This is a genomic window from Paracoccus sp. R86501, from assembly GCF_042466435.1.
Lineage (GTDB): Bacteria > Pseudomonadota > Alphaproteobacteria > Rhodobacterales > Rhodobacteraceae > Paracoccus.
Map to the genome: position 1 here is coordinate 2,549,492 of NZ_JAXHPZ010000001.1, position 19,248 is coordinate 2,568,739.

General features: G+C 64.4%; 19 protein-coding genes. 9 read left to right on the plus strand and 10 right to left on the minus strand.

Annotated elements, in window-relative coordinates:
• The first annotated feature begins 5 nt into the window (after positions 1-5).
• Positions 6-467 carry an Lrp/AsnC family transcriptional regulator gene (locus tag SJY40_RS12485; RefSeq protein WP_378946875.1) on the plus strand — a complete coding sequence of 154 codons (462 nt, stop codon included), beginning with the start codon at positions 6-8 and terminating at the stop codon, positions 465-467.
• Positions 468-471: 4 nt separating this feature from the next.
• Here the strand turns inward: SJY40_RS12485 and cls are convergent, their stop codons facing one another.
• Positions 472-1,908 carry a cardiolipin synthase gene (gene cls, locus SJY40_RS12490; protein ID WP_378946878.1) on the minus strand — a complete coding sequence of 479 codons (1,437 nt, stop codon included), beginning with the start codon at positions 1,906-1,908 and terminating at the stop codon, positions 472-474.
• Between the two features lie 79 nt (positions 1,909-1,987).
• Here cls and accD point away from each other — a divergent pair, with 79 nt between their 5' ends.
• Entirely contained in the window at positions 1,988-2,914 is a 927-nt protein-coding gene (gene accD, locus SJY40_RS12495; RefSeq protein ID WP_378946881.1) for an acetyl-CoA carboxylase, carboxyltransferase subunit beta, read from the plus strand.
• Positions 2,915-2,973: 59 nt separating this feature from the next.
• A complete protein-coding gene (locus SJY40_RS12500) occupies positions 2,974-4,245 on the plus strand; it encodes a bifunctional folylpolyglutamate synthase/dihydrofolate synthase (RefSeq protein WP_378946884.1) in 1,272 nt (423 codons plus the stop codon).
• 13 nt (positions 4,246-4,258) lie between these two features.
• Here the strand turns inward: SJY40_RS12500 and SJY40_RS12505 are convergent, their stop codons facing one another.
• Together SJY40_RS12505 and lysM are read right to left on the minus strand one after the other, a co-directional pair.
• Positions 4,259-6,142 (minus strand): acyl-CoA synthetase, encoded by a 1,884-nt coding sequence (locus tag SJY40_RS12505; protein WP_378948440.1) that lies wholly within the window; start codon positions 6,140-6,142, stop codon positions 4,259-4,261.
• Between the two features lie 166 nt (positions 6,143-6,308).
• Positions 6,309-6,824, minus strand: coding sequence for a peptidoglycan-binding protein LysM (gene lysM / locus SJY40_RS12510; RefSeq protein ID WP_378946887.1), 516 nt, complete (start codon positions 6,822-6,824; stop codon positions 6,309-6,311).
• A gap of 172 nt (positions 6,825-6,996) precedes the next feature.
• Between lysM and SJY40_RS12515 the strand changes: the two genes are divergently transcribed.
• Positions 6,997-7,503: a CAP domain-containing protein gene (locus SJY40_RS12515; RefSeq protein WP_378946890.1), complete on the plus strand. Its 507-nt coding sequence runs from the start codon at positions 6,997-6,999 to the stop codon at positions 7,501-7,503.
• Between the two features lie 6 nt (positions 7,504-7,509).
• On the opposite strand, the gene SJY40_RS12520 is transcribed toward SJY40_RS12515, so the two are convergent.
• Together SJY40_RS12520 and SJY40_RS12525 are read right to left on the minus strand one after the other, a co-directional pair.
• A complete protein-coding gene (locus SJY40_RS12520; RefSeq protein ID WP_378946893.1) occupies positions 7,510-9,306 on the minus strand; it encodes an ABC transporter transmembrane domain-containing protein in 1,797 nt (598 codons plus the stop codon).
• A gap of 72 nt (positions 9,307-9,378) precedes the next feature.
• Positions 9,379-10,005: a 5'-methylthioadenosine/S-adenosylhomocysteine nucleosidase gene (locus tag SJY40_RS12525; protein ID WP_378946896.1), complete on the minus strand. Its 627-nt coding sequence runs from the start codon at positions 10,003-10,005 to the stop codon at positions 9,379-9,381.
• A gap of 127 nt (positions 10,006-10,132) precedes the next feature.
• Between SJY40_RS12525 and zapE the strand changes: the two genes are divergently transcribed.
• Complete coding sequence (zapE, locus tag SJY40_RS12530; protein WP_378946899.1) at positions 10,133-11,236, plus strand: cell division protein ZapE; 1,104 nt, start codon at positions 10,133-10,135, stop codon at positions 11,234-11,236.
• Here the strand turns inward: zapE and SJY40_RS12535 are convergent.
• Complete coding sequence (locus SJY40_RS12535) at positions 11,233-11,862, minus strand: DsbA family protein (protein ID WP_378946902.1); 630 nt, start codon at positions 11,860-11,862, stop codon at positions 11,233-11,235. The genes zapE and SJY40_RS12535 overlap by 4 nt on opposite strands.
• A 59-nt stretch (positions 11,863-11,921) precedes the next feature.
• Between SJY40_RS12535 and SJY40_RS12540 the strand changes: the two genes are divergently transcribed.
• Together SJY40_RS12540 and SJY40_RS12545 are read left to right on the plus strand one after the other, a co-directional pair.
• Entirely contained in the window at positions 11,922-12,251 is a 330-nt protein-coding gene (locus SJY40_RS12540; RefSeq protein ID WP_378946904.1) for an HNH endonuclease, read from the plus strand.
• A 460-nt stretch (positions 12,252-12,711) separates the two neighbouring features.
• Positions 12,712-13,245 carry an outer membrane protein gene (locus SJY40_RS12545; RefSeq protein WP_378946907.1) on the plus strand — a complete coding sequence of 178 codons (534 nt, stop codon included), beginning with the start codon at positions 12,712-12,714 and terminating at the stop codon, positions 13,243-13,245.
• Between the two features lie 143 nt (positions 13,246-13,388).
• On the opposite strand, the gene SJY40_RS12550 is transcribed toward SJY40_RS12545, so the two are convergent.
• From SJY40_RS12550 to rimO, 4 genes are all read right to left on the minus strand, one after another.
• Positions 13,389-14,186, minus strand: a complete 798-nt coding sequence (locus tag SJY40_RS12550) for a GIY-YIG nuclease family protein (RefSeq protein ID WP_378946909.1) — start codon at positions 14,184-14,186, stop codon at positions 13,389-13,391.
• Between the two features lie 89 nt (positions 14,187-14,275).
• Complete coding sequence (gene ettA, locus SJY40_RS12555) at positions 14,276-15,931, minus strand: energy-dependent translational throttle protein EttA (RefSeq protein ID WP_378946912.1); 1,656 nt, start codon at positions 15,929-15,931, stop codon at positions 14,276-14,278.
• Between the two features lie 61 nt (positions 15,932-15,992).
• Positions 15,993-16,868 (minus strand): sulfotransferase family protein, encoded by an 876-nt coding sequence (locus tag SJY40_RS12560; RefSeq protein ID WP_378946915.1) that lies wholly within the window; start codon positions 16,866-16,868, stop codon positions 15,993-15,995.
• Positions 16,865-18,241: a 30S ribosomal protein S12 methylthiotransferase RimO gene (gene rimO, locus SJY40_RS12565; RefSeq protein WP_378946918.1), complete on the minus strand. Its 1,377-nt coding sequence runs from the start codon at positions 18,239-18,241 to the stop codon at positions 16,865-16,867. Before rimO ends, SJY40_RS12560 begins: the two co-directional genes overlap by 4 nt.
• Positions 18,242-18,362: 121 nt before the next feature.
• Between rimO and SJY40_RS12570 the strand changes: the two genes are divergently transcribed.
• Positions 18,363-18,725, plus strand: coding sequence for a dihydrodipicolinate reductase (locus SJY40_RS12570; RefSeq protein ID WP_378946921.1), 363 nt, complete (start codon positions 18,363-18,365; stop codon positions 18,723-18,725).
• Positions 18,726-18,779: 54 nt separating this feature from the next.
• Positions 18,780-19,244 (plus strand): hypothetical protein, encoded by a 465-nt coding sequence (locus SJY40_RS12575; protein ID WP_378946924.1) that lies wholly within the window; start codon positions 18,780-18,782, stop codon positions 19,242-19,244.
• Positions 19,245-19,248: the final 4 nt, after the last annotated feature.

Sequence of the window (19,248 nt, forward strand, 5' to 3'; positions counted from 1 at the left end):
ATGCCATGCCCCCGCTGGACGAGATCGACCGCCGTATCCTTCGGCTGCTTCAGGATGATGCCACGCTGTCCACACAGGCGCTGGCCGATGCGGCGGGGTTGTCGTCATCCCCCGCGTGGCGCCGGCTGCGCCGCCTGACCGAGGATGGCGTCATCCAGCGGAAGGTGGCCATCGTCGCCCCCGCCAAGGCGGGGCTGCATGCGATGGCGCATGTGCAGGTCTCATTGCTGGACCATACCGAGGCGACGCTGGCGCGCTTCGACCGCTTTGTGCAGTCCGAGGATCAGATCATGGAATGCGCGACCATCACCGGCACCTCGGACTATCAGCTTAAGATCGTGGCCGCCGACCCCGAGGGACTGGAACATTTCCTGATGCGCCGCATGCTGCCCCTTGGCATCATCCGCAGCACGGTGACGCATTTCGTGCTGCGCCAGACGAAATACCGCACCGCCCTTCCCGTCTGATCGGTCACAGCAGCGGCGCGGCCAAGGCCATCAGGTTGTTGCGCAGACGGCGCAGCGGGCTCCAGCCGCGGACCTGATCCAGGGTGATCGGCCGCGCCCGCCCGACATAGCTCAGCTGGCGCGCCTCGAGCTGGCCGACCAGTTCCGGATCGAAGATGGCCATGTTGACCTCGTAGTTCAGCTCGAAGCTGCGGCGGTCCAGATTGGCGCTGCCCAGCATGGCCATGCGCCCGTTGACGGTCATCACCTTGGCATGCAGCAGCCCCGGCTCGAACAGCATCAGCCGCACGCCCGCGGCCAGCAACCCGTGATAGAAGCCCTGCGCCGTGGCCCCCACGATCAGGCTGTCGTTGCGGGCGGGCAGGATCATCGTCACCTGCACGCCCCGCCGCGCCGCCGCGCGAATGGCAGCATCCAACGCCGCATCGGGGACATAATAGGGCGTAGTCACCACCACGTTGTGCCGCGCGGCATACAGCATCCCCGCGAGGCAATCCGACACGCTGCCCGCCCGCAGGTCCGGCCCCGTCGCCACCACCTGCGCCGCCGTCGCAGCCCCCGGCACCGCGGGCACCAACTGCAGCATGTGACCCAGGTCGCGTCCGGTATAGCTCATCCAGTCGCCCAGAAAGACCGCTTGCAGCTGGCGCACCACCGGCCCCTCGACCTGAACCAGCAGATCGACCCAAGGGGCGAAGCGCGCCTTGACCGCAAAGGCGGCGTCAGCGCAATTGCGGCTGCCGGTGAAGGCCAGATTGTTATCGATGACGATGATCTTGCGGTGGTTGCGCAGGTCCAGCCGCTGGAACAGCACGCTGATGAAGGGCAGGCCCCAGGGGAAAGCCGTCACGCATTCCGCCCCCACCTGCTGCATCCGGTCCCACAGGGGCGAGCGGACCAGGCCACGCGATCCAAGCGCATCGACGATGATGCGACATTGCACGCCCCGACCCTCGGCGCGGATGATCGCCTCGGCGACCTTGGTGCCGCTGATGTCGGGCAGCCAGATATAGAACAGCAGGTGGACATGATCGCGCGCCCGGTCGATGGCGCTGACGATGCGGTCGATCGCCTCGTCGCCTTCGGACAACAGGGTCATGCGGTTGCCGGTCAGTGCCGCCATCCCGCCGACCGATTCATTGGCCGCGATCACCGGCTGCGCATGGTCGGGCGGGTCGCTCAGCTGGGCGGGGCTGTCGGTCCACATGCCGGTCAGCCGGTCGCGGACATCGGCCATGCGTTGGACCTCGGCGTGGTTCATGCGGATCTCGCCGAACAGCAGATAGGCCAGAACGCCCAGCAGCGGCACCGCCTCGACCACCATGATCCAGACCAGCCGGACCGACGGCTCCATCCGCGGGCGCAACAGCACCCGCACGATGATCGCCAGCGACAGCGCGCTGTGCATCAGGAAGAAGATCGTCGCCCACATGGGGCGCATCATCCTTGGGCCACCGGGCAATTGCAATTCCCCGCGTCGCGGCCTATCTGAGAGGCTGAAACAGCCAAGGCCGTCCGCGATGAACTGGATCACCAACTACGTCCGCCCGCATATCAACTCGCTCTTCTCGCGTCGTGAAGTGCCCGAGAACCTGTGGACCAAATGTCCCGAATGCGGAACGATGCTGTTTCACCGCGAATTGGCCGACAATCTGAACGTCTGCACGAATTGCGACCACCATATGGCGATCACGCCCCGCGAACGCTTTACCGCGATGTTCGACGGCGGTGCCTTCATCGAGGTCAAGGTCCCCGAACCGATCTCCGATCCGCTGCAATTCCGCGACCAGAAGAAATATCCCGACCGGATGAAAGCCGCACAGCGCAAGACCGGCGAAAAAGAGGCGATGCTGGTGGCCGAAGGCGAAATGGGCCGCACGCCGGTCATCGCCGTGGGCCAGGACTTCAGCTTCATGGGCGGGTCGATGGGGATGTATGTCGGCAACGCCATCATCGCCGCCGCCGAACGCGCCGTGCAGACCGGCAAGCCGCTGGTGCTGTTTTCCGCCGCAGGTGGCGCGCGCATGCAGGAAGGCATCCTGTCGCTGATGCAGATGCCCCGTACGACCGTCGCGGTCGAGATGCTGAAGGAAGCCGGCATTCCCTATATCGTGGTGCTGACCCACCCGACGACGGGCGGCGTCACCGCCAGCTATGCCATGCTGGGCGACATCCACATTGCCGAACCCAATGCGCTGATCTGCTTCGCAGGCCCCCGCGTCATCGAACAGACCATCCGCGAAAAGCTGCCCGAAGGCTTCCAGCGCGCCGAATACCTGCTGGAACATGGCATGCTGGACCGGGTAACCCACCGCAGCAAGCTGCGCGACGAACTGGTCTCGATCCTGCGGATGCTGGGCGGCATGCCTGCGCCGACGCGCGCCGATCTGCCCGCCCCCACGGTCGAGGCCCCTGCCATCCCGCAGGACCTGACCAAAGCCGACTGACCCTGACACCCGTGACATGACACCTGGGGGGCCCGGGGGCAGCCCCGGCGTGATCTGACATGAGCCAATCCGACGCCATCCTTGCCCGCCTGATGGCGTTGCACCCCAAGGTCATCGACCTGTCGCTGGACCGCATGCAGCGGCTGCTGGCGGCCTTGGGCAACCCCGAACGCCACATCCCGCCGGTGATCCATATTGCGGGCACCAACGGCAAGGGCAGCACGCAGGCGATGATCCGTGCAGGGCTGCAGGCGGGGGGCAAGCGCGTCCACGCCTATACCTCGCCGCATCTGGCGCATTTCCACGAACGCATCCGGCTGGCGGGCGATCTGATCAGCGAAGATGCCTTGGCCGCCACGCTGGAGGAATGCGAGGTCGCCAACGACGGCCAGCCGATCACCTTCTTCGAGATCACGACCGCCGCCGCCTTCCTGGCCTTTTCGCGCAGCCCGGCCGATTACACCCTGCTGGAGGTAGGCCTGGGCGGACGGCTGGACGCGACGAATGTCGTTGACCATCCGGCCCTGACCGTCATCACGCCCGTCAGCATCGACCACACGCAATATCTGGGCGATACCCTGCCCCTAATCGCGGGCGAAAAGGCCGGCATCATAAAACGGCAGGTGCCTTGCATTGTCGGCCCGCAACAAGACCCAGCCCTGCAGGTGATCGAGGCCCGAGCCCAAGGGCTGACCGCTCCGATCATCGCCTATGGCCAGCACTGGATGATCCAGCGCGACCGCGACGGGATGATTTTCCAGGATGATCACGGTCTATGGGACCTGCCGATGCCCAATCTGATCGGCGACCATCAGGTGCAGAACGCTGGGACCACGCTGGCCGCGCTGCGGCAGCTGGGCGCGACGGATGCGATGGCGCTGGCCGCAGTGACGCAGGCCGAATGGCCCGCACGGATGCAGCTGCTGCGCCATGGGCCGCTGGTCGATCTGGCCGGTCCCGATGCGCAGCTGTGGCTGGACGGCGGGCATAATCCGGCGGGCGGTCAGGCGGTGGCGGCGACCCTGGCCGCCATGCCCCCGCGCCCGACGCATCTGGTCTGCGGGATGCTGAACACCAAGGATATCACCGGCTATCTGCGCCCGCTGGCCGAACATGCCGCCAGCCTGACCGCCATCGATATCCCCGGCGAAGCCAACACCCTGCCCGCCCGCGACACGGCCGAGGCCGCGCGTCAGGTCGGCATGACCACTTTCGCCGCGGGCGATGTGACGGACGCCATCGCCCGGATCGTGGCGCAGACCCCGTCAGCGCGTATCCTGATCTGCGGATCGCTGTATCTGGCGGGGCGGATCTTGCGCGAAAACGGCTAAGGGGCCATGGCCCCTATGCCCAGTCCCATGCGCAGGTGAACTGACCCAAGGTGGTGCGGACCTTATCCTCATCGGTCTTGCCATCGCGCGACAGCATGGCGACCAGCCCGCGTTTCTTGTCCTCGCGCACTTCGACGACATGGCTGCCCGTTCCCTTCAGCGCATCGTCATAGACGCGCTTGATGGCAAGGCGGCGCAGGTCGGGCTTGAAGATCTTGCCCACGGCGGTCTTGGGCAGTTCAGGCAGGATCTCGATATGCTTGGGGATGGCGGCGCGTTCGTGGATATGCGCCTTGGCATGGTCGCACAGCTGGTCGACCGTCACCTGCGCATCCGCCACCAGTTCGACATATGCGCAGGGAATTTCGCCCGCAAAGCTGTCGGGCTGGCCGATGGCGCCGACGAAGGCCACGGCAGGATGGGACAGCAGGCCTTCCTCGATCTCGGCGGGGTCGATGTTGTGACCGCCGCGGATGATCAGATCCTTGGCGCGACCGGTGATCCACAGATAGCCATCCGTATCGATCCGCCCCAGATCGCCTGTCCGCAGATAGCGGTCACGCGAAAACAGCTTATGGTTCTTGTCGGCCTCGGTATAGGTCGAGCCGGGGAAGACGCCGGGGTTCGACACGCAGATTTCGCCCACGGTGTCGGTACCGCAATCGGTGGCATTGCCCTGATCGTCGTGATGCAGGATGCGCACGTCGGTATAGGGTAGCGGAATGCCGACCGAGCCGACCTTTTTCAGCCCGTCCACCGGGTTGCAGCTGACAAGGCAGGTCGCCTCGGTCAGACCGTAGCCTTCGGCGATCTCCACCCCGGTGGCGGCCTTGAAGCGGTTGTACAGTTCGATCGGCAGGGGCGCCGAACCGGAAATCGCCGTCTTCAGCGAACTGACATCGGCATTGACTGGGCGCTGCATCAGGGCCGCGATAGCCGTGGGTACGGTGATCAGGAAGGTCGCCTGCCAGCGTTCGATCAGCTTCCAGAAGTTGTCGAAGACGCCATCGCCGCGATAGCCCGCAGGCGTCGGCATCACCAGATGCGCCCCGGACGCGATGCAGGCCATCAGCACCGGATAGGCCGCAAAGACGTGGAACATCGGCAGCGGACACATCAGCACGTCGGTCTCGTCGAACAGCAGCTCGCCGCCCAGCCAGCCGTTGTAGATCATGCCGGAGTACTTGTGCTGCGCCACCTTGGGCGTGCCGGTCGTGCCGCCGGTGTGGAAATAGGCCGCGACACGGTCCTGCTGCGGCAGGTCGAACTCCAGCCGCCGGTGATTCTGTCCGCTGGCAGCCGCTTCAAAATCGACGACCTTGGCATGGTGGCGCGTCTTCACCTTGGGCCGGATCAGCGGCACGATGAACCGCTTCACCCCGCGCAGATGGCGGTTCAGATCGACCTGTACGATATGGGTGACGCCGGGGGCTTGGGCGACGGCTTCGGCGGCCTTCTGGGCGACATCGGTCTTGGGGAAGGGCTTCAGCGTGACAAGAACCTTGGCATTGGTTTCACGCAGGATGCCCGCGATCTGGCCAGCGTCCAGCAGCGGGTTGATCGGATTGACGATACCTGCCGTCGCGCCGGCCAGCAGAACGACGGGCGTTTCGATGCTGTTGGGCAGCAGATAGGCGACGGTGTCGTCGGGCCCGACGCCAAGGCTGCGGAACAGGTTCGCGGTTTCGGTCACCCGCTCCAGCAGCTTCTTCCATGTCAGCGTGGTCGCAGGATCGCGCGGGCCGGACAGCAACTGGAACGAGATCGCCGGACGGTCCGGATAACGCGCCGCAGTGCGCGAGACGAAATCGTAAAGCGTGACGGGAAGGTCGCGGGACGCGTAATCCCCCTCGGACTCGACCCGATCGCGATCCGCGTAGTTGCTGAACTTGCCCATCATTTCCTCCTTCACGAGCCGCATCACACGGCTCCTCCCTGACGCGCAGGATGGTCCGAATTGACCGGTCCGGGCAAGATCAAGCCACGCATGGATGTGGCAGAACGCCGCGTCACCTGTCGCGACGTCGCGGCGTTTGCGGCCATCCGGACCGGTCGGGGATGGGTCAGGCGTCCTTGGGGATGCGCAGGACCTGACCCGGATAGATCTTGTCGGGGTCGCTCAGCATCGGGCGGTTGGCCTCGAAGATGGCGTGATACTTGTTGGCGCTGCCCAGATGTTGCTTGGCGATGGCCGACAGGGTTTCGCCCTTCTGGACGGTGTGGAAGACGGGCGGGGTCTCGGCCTCGGGCAGGTCGGCCTCGACGTTGGCGATGCCTTCGATGTTGCCGACGGCCAAAATCAGCTTTTCCATCTGTTCGCGGGTGGCTTCCTTGGTTTCCAGCACCACCGTGTCGCCGCGCAACCGCAGATGCACATCGCCGCCATCCATGTCCAAGGCCCGCAACTCGGCCTTGAGCGCTGCGACCTTGCGATCGGTATCCGACGGCGCGGCGGCCTTGGGGGCTGATTTTGCAGGTTGTGCGTCAGGCTTTTCATCCTTGGGTGCAGGGGGCGTGGCGGCCTCGGCCTTGCCGAAGACCGATTTCCCGGCGTCTTTCACGAATTCCCACAAAGCCATCTTGTCACCTCTTGAATGGTTATCGGGCCTTTCAGCCCAGACACTTAACGCAGTTCACACCGACAGGATGCAAAATAGTAGGAAAAAATGCGCCGATCCCCGGGATGGTCAACCCTTGATTGTATTCGGCAAGCTGGTGCAGAACCCGCGCGCCACGACACAAGGAAAGCCGATGACCCTGAAACCGTCCCGCCTGATCGCCCCCATATCCCTGCTGGCGCTGGTCGCCTGCACCCAAGCCCCCAGCACCGCCCCCACGGATGGCGCGGTCAGCTGCAAGCCGACCAATGCGGTGCTGAATGCCACCGGCGCCAATGCGACGAACAGGGCACGCAGCGCGGCGGGTCTGCCGCAGGTGCGGGCCAACAGCCTGCTGGCTCAGGTCGCAGCCGATCATGCCTGCGACATGGCAAGGCGGGGTCAGATGACCCACAGCGGGTCCGCGACCTCGGGGCCGGCCGAGCGGGTCAAGGCGCGGGGCTATGACACCCGCATCACCGCCGAAAACATCGCCGCCGGTCCTTTCGACACCGACCGCGTGCTGATGGAATGGCAGAAATCGCCCGGCCATCGCGCTAATCTCCTGCTGCCGCAGGTCAAGGAATTCGGCATCGGACGTGCCATCGGCGCAGACGGGCGCACCCAATATTGGGCCGCCGTCTATGCCGCCGAGAAATAGCGCCCCTCAAGCCGCGTCGGTGGCCTGCGGGCCATCGGTGAACTGCATCCGGGCAAGGCGGGCGTAAAGTCCGCCCTGCGCCACCAGATCGTCATGCGTTCCCTGCGCCACGATCCGACCCTGATCCAGCACGACGATCCGGTCGGCCTTCTTCACGGTGGCCAGCCGGTGGGCGACGACGATGGTGGTGCGCCCTTCGGCCAGCCGGTTCACGGCGGTCTGGACCAGCGATTCCGATTCCGCATCCAGCGCGCTTGTTGCCTCGTCCAGCAGCAGCACGGGGGCATCGCGCAGGATGGCACGGGCAATCGCCACGCGCTGGCGCTGACCACCCGACAGCATCACGCCGCGTTCGCCAAGCGCGGTGTCATATCCATCCGGCAGCGCCGCGATGAAGTCATGCGCATGGGCCGCCTGCGCTGCGGCCATCACCTGTGCGTCCGTCGCCTCGGGCTTACCAAGGCGGATGTTGTCGGCAGCCGAGGCCGCGAAAATCACCGGATCCTGCGGCACCAGCGCCATCTGGGCGCGAAAATCGGTGCGGCGCATGTCACGCAGATCGACGCCGTCCAGCGTCACGCGCCCCTGTACGGGGTCCCAGAACCGCTGGATCAGCTGGATCACCGTCGTCTTGCCAGCCCCCGAGGGACCGACCAGCGCCACGGTTTCGCCGGGTCGGATGGTCAGGTCGATGCCGTCCAGCGCAGGCGCATCGGGGCGGGTCGGAAAGCGGAAGCTGACGTTCTGCAGCGCGATCTCACCCCGCAAGGGCACCGGAATCGCCACCGGATCGGCGGGGTCCTGCAGGACGTCATCGGCGGACAATAGCTCGGCCAGACGCTCGGTCGCGCCGGCGGCCCGCTGCAATTCACCCCAGATTTCCGACAGCGCCCCGGTCGAGCTGGCGACAAGGATCGCATAGATCACAAATTGCACCAGCTGACCCGCGGTCATCACCCCCTCGCGCACGTCGCGCGCGCCGATCCACAAGACGCCGATGACGCCCGCAAAGATCAGGAAGATGACGATGGCGGTCATGATCGCGCGGGTGCGGATGCGGGTCAGGGCGACGTCGAAGCTTTGTTCGGTGACGCCGTCGAAACGGGCGATGCTGCGGGCCTCATGCGTATAGGCTTGGACCGTCTGCGCGGCCAGCAGGGTCTCGGATGCAGTGCCCGACGACACGGCGATCCAGTCCTGATTGGCCCGCGACAGGGCGCGCAGACGGCGCCCCAGCACGATGATCGGGATCAGGATGGCGGGCACGATCAACAGCACCAGCCCCATCAGCTTCAGCGAGGTCCATGCCAGCATCGCCATCCCCCCGGCAAGGATCAGCATATTGCGCAGCGCGATGGACAGCGACGACCCGACGACCGATTGGATCAGCGTCGTGTCGGTGGTGATGCGCGACAGGATCTCGCCGGTCATGACGCGTTCGAAAAAGGCGGGCGACAGCGTGATCACACGGCCATAGACCGCCTTGCGGATGTCGGCGACGACCCGTTCGCCAAGCCGCGTCACGAAGAAATAGCGCGCCGCCGTGCCCACCGCCAACAGTCCGACGATCATCAGCGCGGCACCGAAATACTTGTCCAGCAGACCCGCGCCATCGTCGAAATTATCCACGACGCGGCGCACGGCCAAGGGCAGGATCAGACTGATGCCGGATGTGCAGGCCAGCGCCAGCAGCGCCAGCAGCACCTGAATGCGGTAGGGCCGGACAAAGGGCCACAATGCGCCAAGCGCCCCCACCTTTTTGCTGGTGGGTCGGTCTTCGATGGTGCTTGCGCCGCGTCTCATTGCCTGTTCCTGCCTGTCTTGCGGGGGTTTCGGTGTAGGATGCACGCCCTCAAAGGACAAGCGGACGCTTCGTCATACCCTGATCGCGCCACAGGCCAAGGCGTCCTGCAGCGCATCGACCGCCTGTGCCAGCCTGCCGTCGATGACCTCCAGATATTGCGTCCAATCCGACAGGCCGCGCAGATCCTCGGCCCCGTCGGAAATACCGCGCAACCCGATCAGCGGCAGGTCGAAATGCTGGCAGACGCGCAGGATGGCGAAGGTCTCCATATCGACCATGTCCTGCGCGATGCCCGCGTAACCCGCGCCACTGACGATGCTGGCGCCGGTGGCAAGACTGGCCACGGGGATGTCCGGAATGCGATGCGGCAGATCGACCACCGCGGGCAGATCCAGCAGCGGCGTGCAGCCGCGCTCGAACCCAAGCGCCGAGGCATCCATGTCGCGATAGGCCACCGCCCCCACCTGATAGACCTGCGTCTGCGCCAGCCGCGCCGATCCCGCCGATCCCAGAGACACGATCAACCGCGGCTTTTCGACCATGCCCGCCAGGGCGGCGGTCAGCTGGGTCGCGGCCTCGACGGGGCCGATGCCGGTCATCAGGGGCGTGATGCGGGCCTGCAGGGCGGGGCCGTATTCCGGCTGTGCCGCCATCACGAACAGGACGGGCAGATCGGCAAGCGTATCGGGGGTGGTCATTCATCACCTGCGGCAAGGGGTTCCCTTGGGGGTTTGCCCGCCCCCCGCCATCCGGTCAAGCGCGATGGCCCCTTGCGGGCGCAGCCGCCCCTGTGGCAGGTCTTTGACCGTCAAAAAGGGGATAAGCATGGGCAAGGTCAGCGATCTCTATCGCCAGCGCGTGGCCGAGGGCGTTCTGCGCCCCGATCCCGCGCAGGAAACCGTGCTGCCCCTGATGGACCGGGTTCTGAACGATATGGATCAGGCCCCGGCACAGGCCCCCAAGCGATCGACCTGGCGGGCGTTTCTGGGTGTGGGCAACGCAGCCCCCGCAGCGGCGTCGGTCAAGGGGCTGTATCTGTGGGGTGGCGTCGGGCGCGGGAAATCCATGCTGATGGACCTGATGGCCGAGGCCGCGGGCGACATTCCCAACCGCCGCGTGCATTTCCACGAATTCATGCAGGAAATCCAAGCCGGGCTGGACGAGGCCCGCAAGCGCGGCGAACAGGACACCGTCCGCCCCGTCGCCATGCAGGTCGCATCACAGGTCCGGCTGCTGTGTTTCGACGAAATGCAGATCACCGATATCGCCGATGCGATGATCGTCGGGCGTCTGTTTCAGGTGCTGTTCGAACAGGGGGTGGTCGTCGTCACCACCTCGAACCGCATCCCCGAGGATCTGTATAAGCACGGGCTGAACCGCCAGTTGTTCCTGCCCTTCATCGACTTGATCCGCGAACGCATGCAGGTCACCTGTCTGGACAGTGAAACCGACTATCGCCAGAACCGCAGCGCCGGTGGGCAGGTCTGGTTCACGCCCGCCAATGCGCAGGCCCGCGCCGCCTTGGATGCCATCTGGGCCGATCTGACCGGCGGCACCGAAGCCACGCCTTTGCATATCGAGGTCAAGGGCCGACAGGTCGAACTGCCCGCCCATGCGGGTCGCGTGGCGCGCGTCAGCTTCTGGGACCTGTGCGACAAGCCGCTTGGACCGGCCGATTACCTGGCCGTGGCGCGGGCGGTCGATGTGCTGCTGATCGACGGCGTGCCGCGCCTGTCGGGGTCGAACTATAACGAGGCCAAGCGCTTCGTCACGCTGGTCGATGCCCTCTACGAGGCCAAGGTCCGCCTGATCGCCAGTGCCGCCGACGAACCCGAACAACTGTATAACGAAGGCGAGGGCAGCTTCGAATTCGAACGCACCGCCAGCCGCCTTCGCGAAATGCAGGACGCAGCCTGGGGCGCGCGCTAGGCGACGCCCAGGGTCTTGCGGCCCCGCGCCACAAGGTCGCGCAATTCCTGCAGGTCCATTTCACCGAAGACGACCTCGTCGCCGCAGATGAAGCTGGGTGTGCCGCGCAGACCCATGTGATCGCCCAGAAGGAAGCTCATGGTGACATGGCGTTCGGGGGCTTCGCCCTGCATGTCTTCGCGCAGGCGGGTCTCGTCCAGACCGACCTGACGGGCGATGCGCATGACGCTGGCTTCCTCGGCCCGGCCCTTCATGGACATCAGGGCGGCGTGGAACTGCCAGTATTTGCCCTGCTGCAGGGACGCCAGCGACGCCTTGGCGGCAAATTCCGAATCCGCACCAAAAACCGGCCATTCGCGATAGACCAGCCGCAGCTGCGGATCCTCGCGCACCAGCTGCGACATCAGGGGCAGCATCTTTCGGCAATACTGGCAGTTATAGTCAAAGAACTCGGTCAGGGTGATATTGCCATCGCCATTGCCAAGCACGGGCGCGGTCGGATCGCGTTCCAGCGATTTGCGCAGGTCCTCGGGCATGGGGTTGTCACGCTCGGCGGCGGATGCGGGCAGCGCGCCAAGCGCGGCGGTGGCACCTGCACTGGCCAGAATGAAACGACGGGTCAGCATGGGTTGTCCTTTCGCGAGGGGCGGGATCACATGGGGACCAGCTAACCGAAGGTTGTCGCATGCGTAAACAACGCCCTGCCCCCCAAGACGTCACGTTGGCGTCAGACCTGCAGGCCCCCGACCCCGTCTGCCCGCTGTGCGAACGCCCGATTCCCCCCGATGTCCCGCAAAGCCGCCACCACCTGATCCCCAAGCTGCGCGGCGGCAAGCGCGGGGAAACGGTGCTGCTGCACCACATCTGCCACAAGACCATCCACAAGACGTTCCGCGAAACCGAACTGGCCCGCACGCTGAACACCCCCGAGGCCCTGCGCGCCCATCCCGACATGGCGCGCTTTTTGGAATGGGTGGCCCGACGCCCGCCGGGTTTCACGGGCAAAGTACGTTAGTGCCACGACTCTGGCCCGCGATGCCGTCTCTCATTTTGCGGAGAGTGCAAGTATCCCGATGTCGCATTCCTTAACGTTTCAAGCTGCGGAACGCAGGCAGACGACCGTTTTTACCCCCGATATCAACCACATTCCCAACAGCGTGAGCCCCGGGAACCCGCCGACAGCGGCATCGGGCCGCAGATCCGCCCGTCTGCGCAAAGGTTAAAACCTTGCGCAAATCCACTGATATTTGATGCATGGAGGCCATTCTTCGGCCCGTATCCGCCCTTGGGCGCGTTCCGACACTTGACCCGCGTCACATCGCCGGGCCGACGTAAAGGCATTTGCCGATCACGGATCCATCACATCATCGTGGTTGCGCCTGCGACACGCCCGACCACAGGGGCCTTTGCAGCGATCTTCAATCCGCCGGATGGCAGGACTAGATCAGCCTCACAACGAGAGTTTGGAGACTATCATGAAATTCGTTACCGCAGCCATCGCATCCCTGATCGCAGCCGGCGCAGCCAACGCAGGCGGCTATACCGCCCCCGTCGTTGACGCGGCACCCGTCGAAGTCGCACCCGTCGTGACGATGGACGCTTCGGACTGGAGCGGCTTCTACGCCGGTCTGCAGTACGGCCAGGGCACCGCAACCGCTTCGTTCGACGGCGCTGAAGAAGACAACGACTTCGACGCCTACGGTGTGCACGGTGGCTATAACTACGATTTCGGCAAGTACGTCCTGGGTGGCGAACTTGACTACAACAAAATCGACCTGGACAACGATGGCGGCGAAGCCGACCTGACCCGTCTGCGCGCACGTGCCGGTTACGACCTGGGCCGCTTCCTGCCCTACGTGACCCTGGGCGCCGCCCACATCTCGGGCGACGACGATCTGTCGGAAACCGACGTCACCTACGGTATCGGTGCTGACTACAAAGTCACCGAAATGTTCACCGTCGGCGCCGAGTACACCAAGCAGGACTTCAGCGATGTTCAACAACGTTGACGATCTGGACCTGGACACCGACATGGTGCAGGTCCGCGCGTCCTACCACTTCTGATCAGGACGGTGGCCGCTTAGGCGGCCATCACCTGACGAAAAAGCCGCCCCGAGGGGCGGCTTTTTTCATGTCGTGAACAATGGGGCCGTCAGTTCAACTGTCTGGCCTTGAAGGCGGCATAGGTTTCCAAACCGTCCGAGACCAGCCAGTCCGTCCGCCCGTTCCGCGACGTGCCGAACAGAAAGACCGAGGCCGCCGATGGGCTGCCAAAGGCCATATCCTCACGCAGGGTGAAATTTCGGCTGCCCGAAACCACGATGCGCCCGCTTTCCTTCGCCTGATCGCGCGTCATCCGTGCCTTGTCGCTGAAAGATGGCGACACTTGCAGGCTGCCGGTCGAGCCGGACAAAACGACGAACTCTCCATCGACCTCGGTCGCGGTCGCCGCAATGCCCTTGGCAGGGTGATCGATGCGGAAGGTCACGGCCTGCACTTCGGGTACGGGCGGCAAAGGGGCGGCGGTCGCGGGCCGCCGCAAAACATCGATGCCGATGACGGGCAGGATCAGCTGGATCTCGTCCAGAAAGCTGTCCATATCGGCGATATCCGCTTCGGGAAGCCGCTCGAATTCGGGTTGCGTTCTGTTGACGACCCTGCATTTGCGCGCCGCCTGCAGCAGTCCGATCAACTTGCCTTCCAGATAGCGGACATGGGCCTTGGTCAGGTTCATGTCCTTGCTGGTGATGGCAACGAAACGGTCCCAAAAATCCTTGTCGGGATCGGTGGCATGGGCTTTCAGCCGCGACATGATGCTGTCGCCCTCACCGACATAGACCGACGGAAGGTCCCCCTCATGGCTGTCGCCATGAAGGAGATAGACACCTGTGCGGTTCAGCTCCTCGCGCTTGATCGCGGCATCCAGCCGGGTCCGGGGCGAGGCAAGCACATGGCCGGTCCAATTGATGATCTCGGCGGTCAGGATGCCCGTGGCGGAGCCTTCTGCCAGATACAGTCTTACGGACCGGCCCTTTCACATCAGCGCGTGAACTTCTTGTATTTTACACGCTTGGGTTCGACCGCATCCGGGCCAAGGCGGCGGATCTTGTCTTCCTCATAGGCTTCGAAGTTGCCTTCGAACCATTCGACATGAGCGTCGCCTTCGAAGGCCAGGATATGCGTGCACAGGCGGTCAAGGAAGAAGCGGTCGTGGCTGATGATGACCGCGCAGCCGGCGAAATCATCCAGTGCCGCTTCCAGCGCCTGCAGCGTTTCCACGTCCAGATCGTTGGTCGGTTCGTCCAGCAGCAGCACGTTGCCGCCCGATTTCAGCAGCTTGGCCATGTGGACGCGGTTACGCTCACCGCCGGACAGCTGGCCGACCTTCTTCTGCTGATCGCCGCCCTTGAAGTTGAAGGCGCTGCAATAGGCGCGGCTGTTCATCTGGGCGTCGCCCAACTGGATCTGCTCGGCCCCGCCCGAGATTTCTTCCCACACGGTCGCATTGTCGCCAAGCGCGTCGCGCGACTGGTTGACATAGGACAGATGCACCGTATCGCCCCAGGTGATCGTGCCTTCGTCGGGCTGTTCGTTGCCGGTCAGCATGCGGAACAGGGTGGATTTGCCCGCGCCGTTCGGACCGATGACGCCGACGATGCCGCCGGGAGGCAGGGCAAAGTCCAGATTCTCGATCAGCAGCTTGTCGCCCATGGCCTTTTTCAGGCCTTCGACCTCGATCACCTTGCCGCCAAGGCGTTCGCCGTTGGGGATGATGATCTGGGCACGCGCCAGCTTTTCACGTTCGGACTGACCGGCCATTTCGTTATAGGCGCTGATCCGGGCCTTGGATTTCGCCTGACGCGCCTTGGCACCGGCACGGATCCATTCCAGTTCGCGTTCCAGAACCTTCTGCTTGGACTTGTCCTCGCGCGCTTCCTGCGAGAGGCGCTTGGCCTTCTGTTCCAGCCAGGCGGAATAATTGCCTTCGTAGGGGATGCCGCGGCCGCGATCCAGTTCCAGGATCCAGCTGGTGATATCGTCCAAGAAGTAGCGGTCGTGGGTCACGCAGAGGATCGTGCCCTTGTATTCGACCAGGTGCTTTTGCAGCCAGGCGATGGTTTCCGCGTCCAGGTGGTTGGTCGGTTCGTCCAACAGCAGCATGTCGGGCGCTTCCAGCAACAGCTTGCACAGCGCGACGCGGCGACGCTCACCACCCGACAGGGTGCTGACATCAGCGTCGTCGGCGGGGCAGCGCAGGGCCTCCATCGCAACATCGATCTGGCTATCCAGATCCCACAGGTTCTCGGCGTCGATCTGGTCCTGCAGGGCGGCCATTTCCTCGGCGGTTTCATCCGAGTAGTTCATCGCCAGATCGTTATAGCGTTCCAGCTTGGCCTGCTTGGCCGCGACGCCCAGCATGACGTTGCCGCGCACGTCCAGGCTCTCGTCCAGCTGCGGTTCCTGCGGCAGATAGCCGACGGTCGCGCCCTTGGCGGCCCACGCCTCGCCGGTGAAGTCCTTGTCCCAGCCCGCCATGACGCGCAGCAGGGTCGATTTACCGGCGCCGTTGACGCCGACGACGCCGATCTTGACGCCGGGAAGGAAGTTCAGACGGATGTTTTCAAAGACCTTCTTTCCGCCGGGATAGGTCTTGGACACACCGTCCATGTGATAGACGAACTGATAGGCCGCCATGGGGAATTCTCCTGGAAAAGGTTATGGGGCTGTTTAGGCGAAAATGCCGACCGGTGAAAGGTCAGCGGATATCGTCCAGAAAAGCCGCATCCATGTTCGATTCAAGGAAATCGAACTGGGGTTGCAGCTTGTCGCGCAGCGCGGCGCGGGCCTCGTCGGGGACGGCGAAACCGTCGGGCGACGCAAAGACCTTCTTGCGCATGCCCTTGTAGGTGGCGGGCGGCAGACCCAGGAACGTCTCGACCCGGCGCAGCAGGGCCTCGGGGTCGCGGGCGATCTGGCCAAAGGGCAGCACCAGCAGCCGGTCGGGACCAAAACGCGCCTGCCAGCGCGGCAGATAGGCCGCGTAATCGCCGCGATCCATCAGGACGGGGTCCTCGATCTCGCGCATCCAGGCGGCCAGACTGTCGGGATTGCGACCCGCGCGCCGCAGGTTCATCTTCAGCTGCGATACGGCACGATCGACCGGATGGCGCATGATATAGATGAACTGCGCATTGGGCAGGAAATCGGCCATGAAGGCCACGCCCTCGTCGGGCAGGGTCGAATATTCGGGCGTGATGTCGATGGGGCGGGTGCCCTTGGGGGCGGGTGCAAAGATGCCGCGATACCATTTTTCGGTGAACATCTCGCCGGTGGTGATCCGTTTCAGGTAACGGCCCAGATCGGGATCGATGGGGATGTTGCGCGTCAGATGCCTGCTGATCAGGTTTTCCTTGCTGCGGCGGTAGTGCCACGGCAGCCACTTGCGGTGTTCGGGAACAAAGCGGTGGTTAAAGAACTGGACCTCCTTGAAGGGCGGGGTCCAGATCTTGGGGTGCTGGGCCAGCATTTCCGACAGCCAGCTGGTGCCGGCCTTCTGGGCGCCGATCCCGACGATGCGCGGCTTGCGAGGCTTCCCTTCGGGGTCCCACTCAAGCGGCGCGTTCAGGTTCACACATGCCCCCACAGGTCGTAATCGCTGGCTTCATCAACGGTCACGCTGACGATATCACCGGGTTTCAGGGCGTCAAACCCTTCGTCGATGAAAAGATTGCCGTCGATTTCGGGCGCATCGGCCTTGGTCCGGCAGGTGGCGCCGTCTTCGTCGATGCTGTTGACGATGACATCCAGACGCGTGCCGACCTTGGCTTCCAGCTTGGCGGCGCTGATGGCCTGGGCCTTTTCCATGAAGCGTTCGAAGCGTTCCTGCTTGACGTGCGGATCGACATGGTCGGGCAGAAGGTTCGCCCGCGCACCCGCGACGTTTTCGTATTGGAACGCACCGACGCGATCCAGCTGCGCCTCGTCCAGCCAGTCCAGCAGGGTCTGGAATTCAGCCTCGGTCTCGCCCGGGTAACCTACGATGAAGGTCGAGCGCAGGGTGATCTCGGGGCAGATGTTGCGCCATGCGGCGATCTCGTCCAGCGTTTTGGCCGCAGCGGCGGGGCGGGCCATGCGCTTCAGCACATCGGGATGAGCGTGCTGGAACGGGATGTCCAAATAGGGCAGCACCAGACCGTCCGCCATCAGCGGGATCATGTCGCGCACATGCGGATAGGGATAGACGTAATGCATCCGCACCCAGGCCCCAAGCGACCCCAGATCACGCGCCAGATCGGTGATATGCGCGCGATGCCCGCGTTCGGTTTCATGCTTGCGGTCCAGACCATAGGCGCTGGTGTCCTGGCTGATGACCAGCAGTTCCTTGACGCCCGCCTGCACCAGCTTTTCAGCCTCGCGCACGATGGCATGGGCGGGGCGGCTGACCAGACGGCCACGCATGTCGGGGATGATGCAGAACTTGCACTTGTGATTGCAGCCTTCCGAGATCTTCAGATAGCTGTAGTGCCGCGGCGTCAGGCTGACCCCGCTGGCCGGCAGCAGGTCGATGAAGGGATCGGGCGACGGCGGCACGGCCTTGTGGACGGCATCCAGCACCAGTTCGTATTGATGCGGCCCCGTCACGGCCAGCACCTTGGGATGCGCGCCGGTGATGTATTCGGGTTCCGCCCCCAGACAGCCGGTGACGATGACGCGACCGTTTTCGTTCAGCGCCTCGCCGATGGCATCGAGGCTTTCGGCCTTGGCGCTGTCCAGAAATCCGCAGGTGTTCACGATGACCGCATCCGCGCCCTGATAATCGGCGCTGATGGCATAACCCTCGGCCCGCAGGCGCGTCAGGATGCGTTCGCTGTCGACCAGCGCCTTGGGGCAGCCAAGGCTGACCATGCCGATGGTCGGCTGTCCGTCGCGCCGATCACCGGGACGGTCATCGGGAATACGGGCGCGGGCAAGGTCGGGGCGAAGTTCGGGCGGATTTGTGTGCATCGGCTGCGTATAGGCGATTCGATGTCGCGGGAAAAGACATCCCTTGCGTCGCACCCGCTGCAACTTTTCGCCCCGTTGCGCGTGCTTGAGAACATCATGCCGCTGATCGAGGGACCGACCGATGCCATCCGCCCTGCCCCGCCGCAGCCTGCTTGCCGTCGCGCTGCTGGCACTGACCGCCGCCCCCGCCTTGTCCGAACGTATCACCACGCGTCAGGATTTCATCTCGGCCGTCGATCAGCGTCGCCTGACGACCCTTGGGGTGGCGCTGGTCGTCATGCCGGACGGGCGCATCGGCGGCAGCGCCTTTGGTGCGGATGTCACCGGCGATTGGGCGTGGGACAAGGGCTGGTTCTGCCGGACGCTGGCTTGGGGCAGCCGCAGTTGGCCGCGCAACTGCCAGCTGGTCGAACGCACCGGCGACAGCCTGCGCTTCACCTCGGACAAGGGAACGGGCGACACCGCCACATTGCGCATCAGATAGGCGCTTCGCCGGATCGTGATTTCCCTTGGCCACCGCACCGCGCAAGATAGCCGCATGATGACACGCGCCGCGACATTCGCCCTGATGACCCTTTTGACGCCGCTGCTGTCGGCGCAAGCCCATGCCGATATCAAGCATCGGGGCCAGTTCATCGACGTGGTCGATGACCGCGGCGGCAATGTGCTTCAGATGGTCCAGACCCGCCAGCAGCTGGACGGGACCGGCAAGACGATCCGCATCCGTGGTTATTGCCGGTCGGCCTGCACGATGCTGACGACGCTGCCGCGCGCCTGCCTTGGACCGGGCGCGACGATCGGCTTTCACGCCCCGCGCATTCAGGGAACGCAGATCATCCCACCCTATGTCGATCAGATCATGGGGAATTTTTATCGCAACGGCATCCGCGAACGGTGGTTTGCAGGCTGGAACCGGTCGCTGGAGATGCAGAAGATCAGCGCGCAGGACTATGTCCGGCTGGACCCGCAGGCGCGCATTTGCGACAGCCTGCGGAAGAAGTGACCGG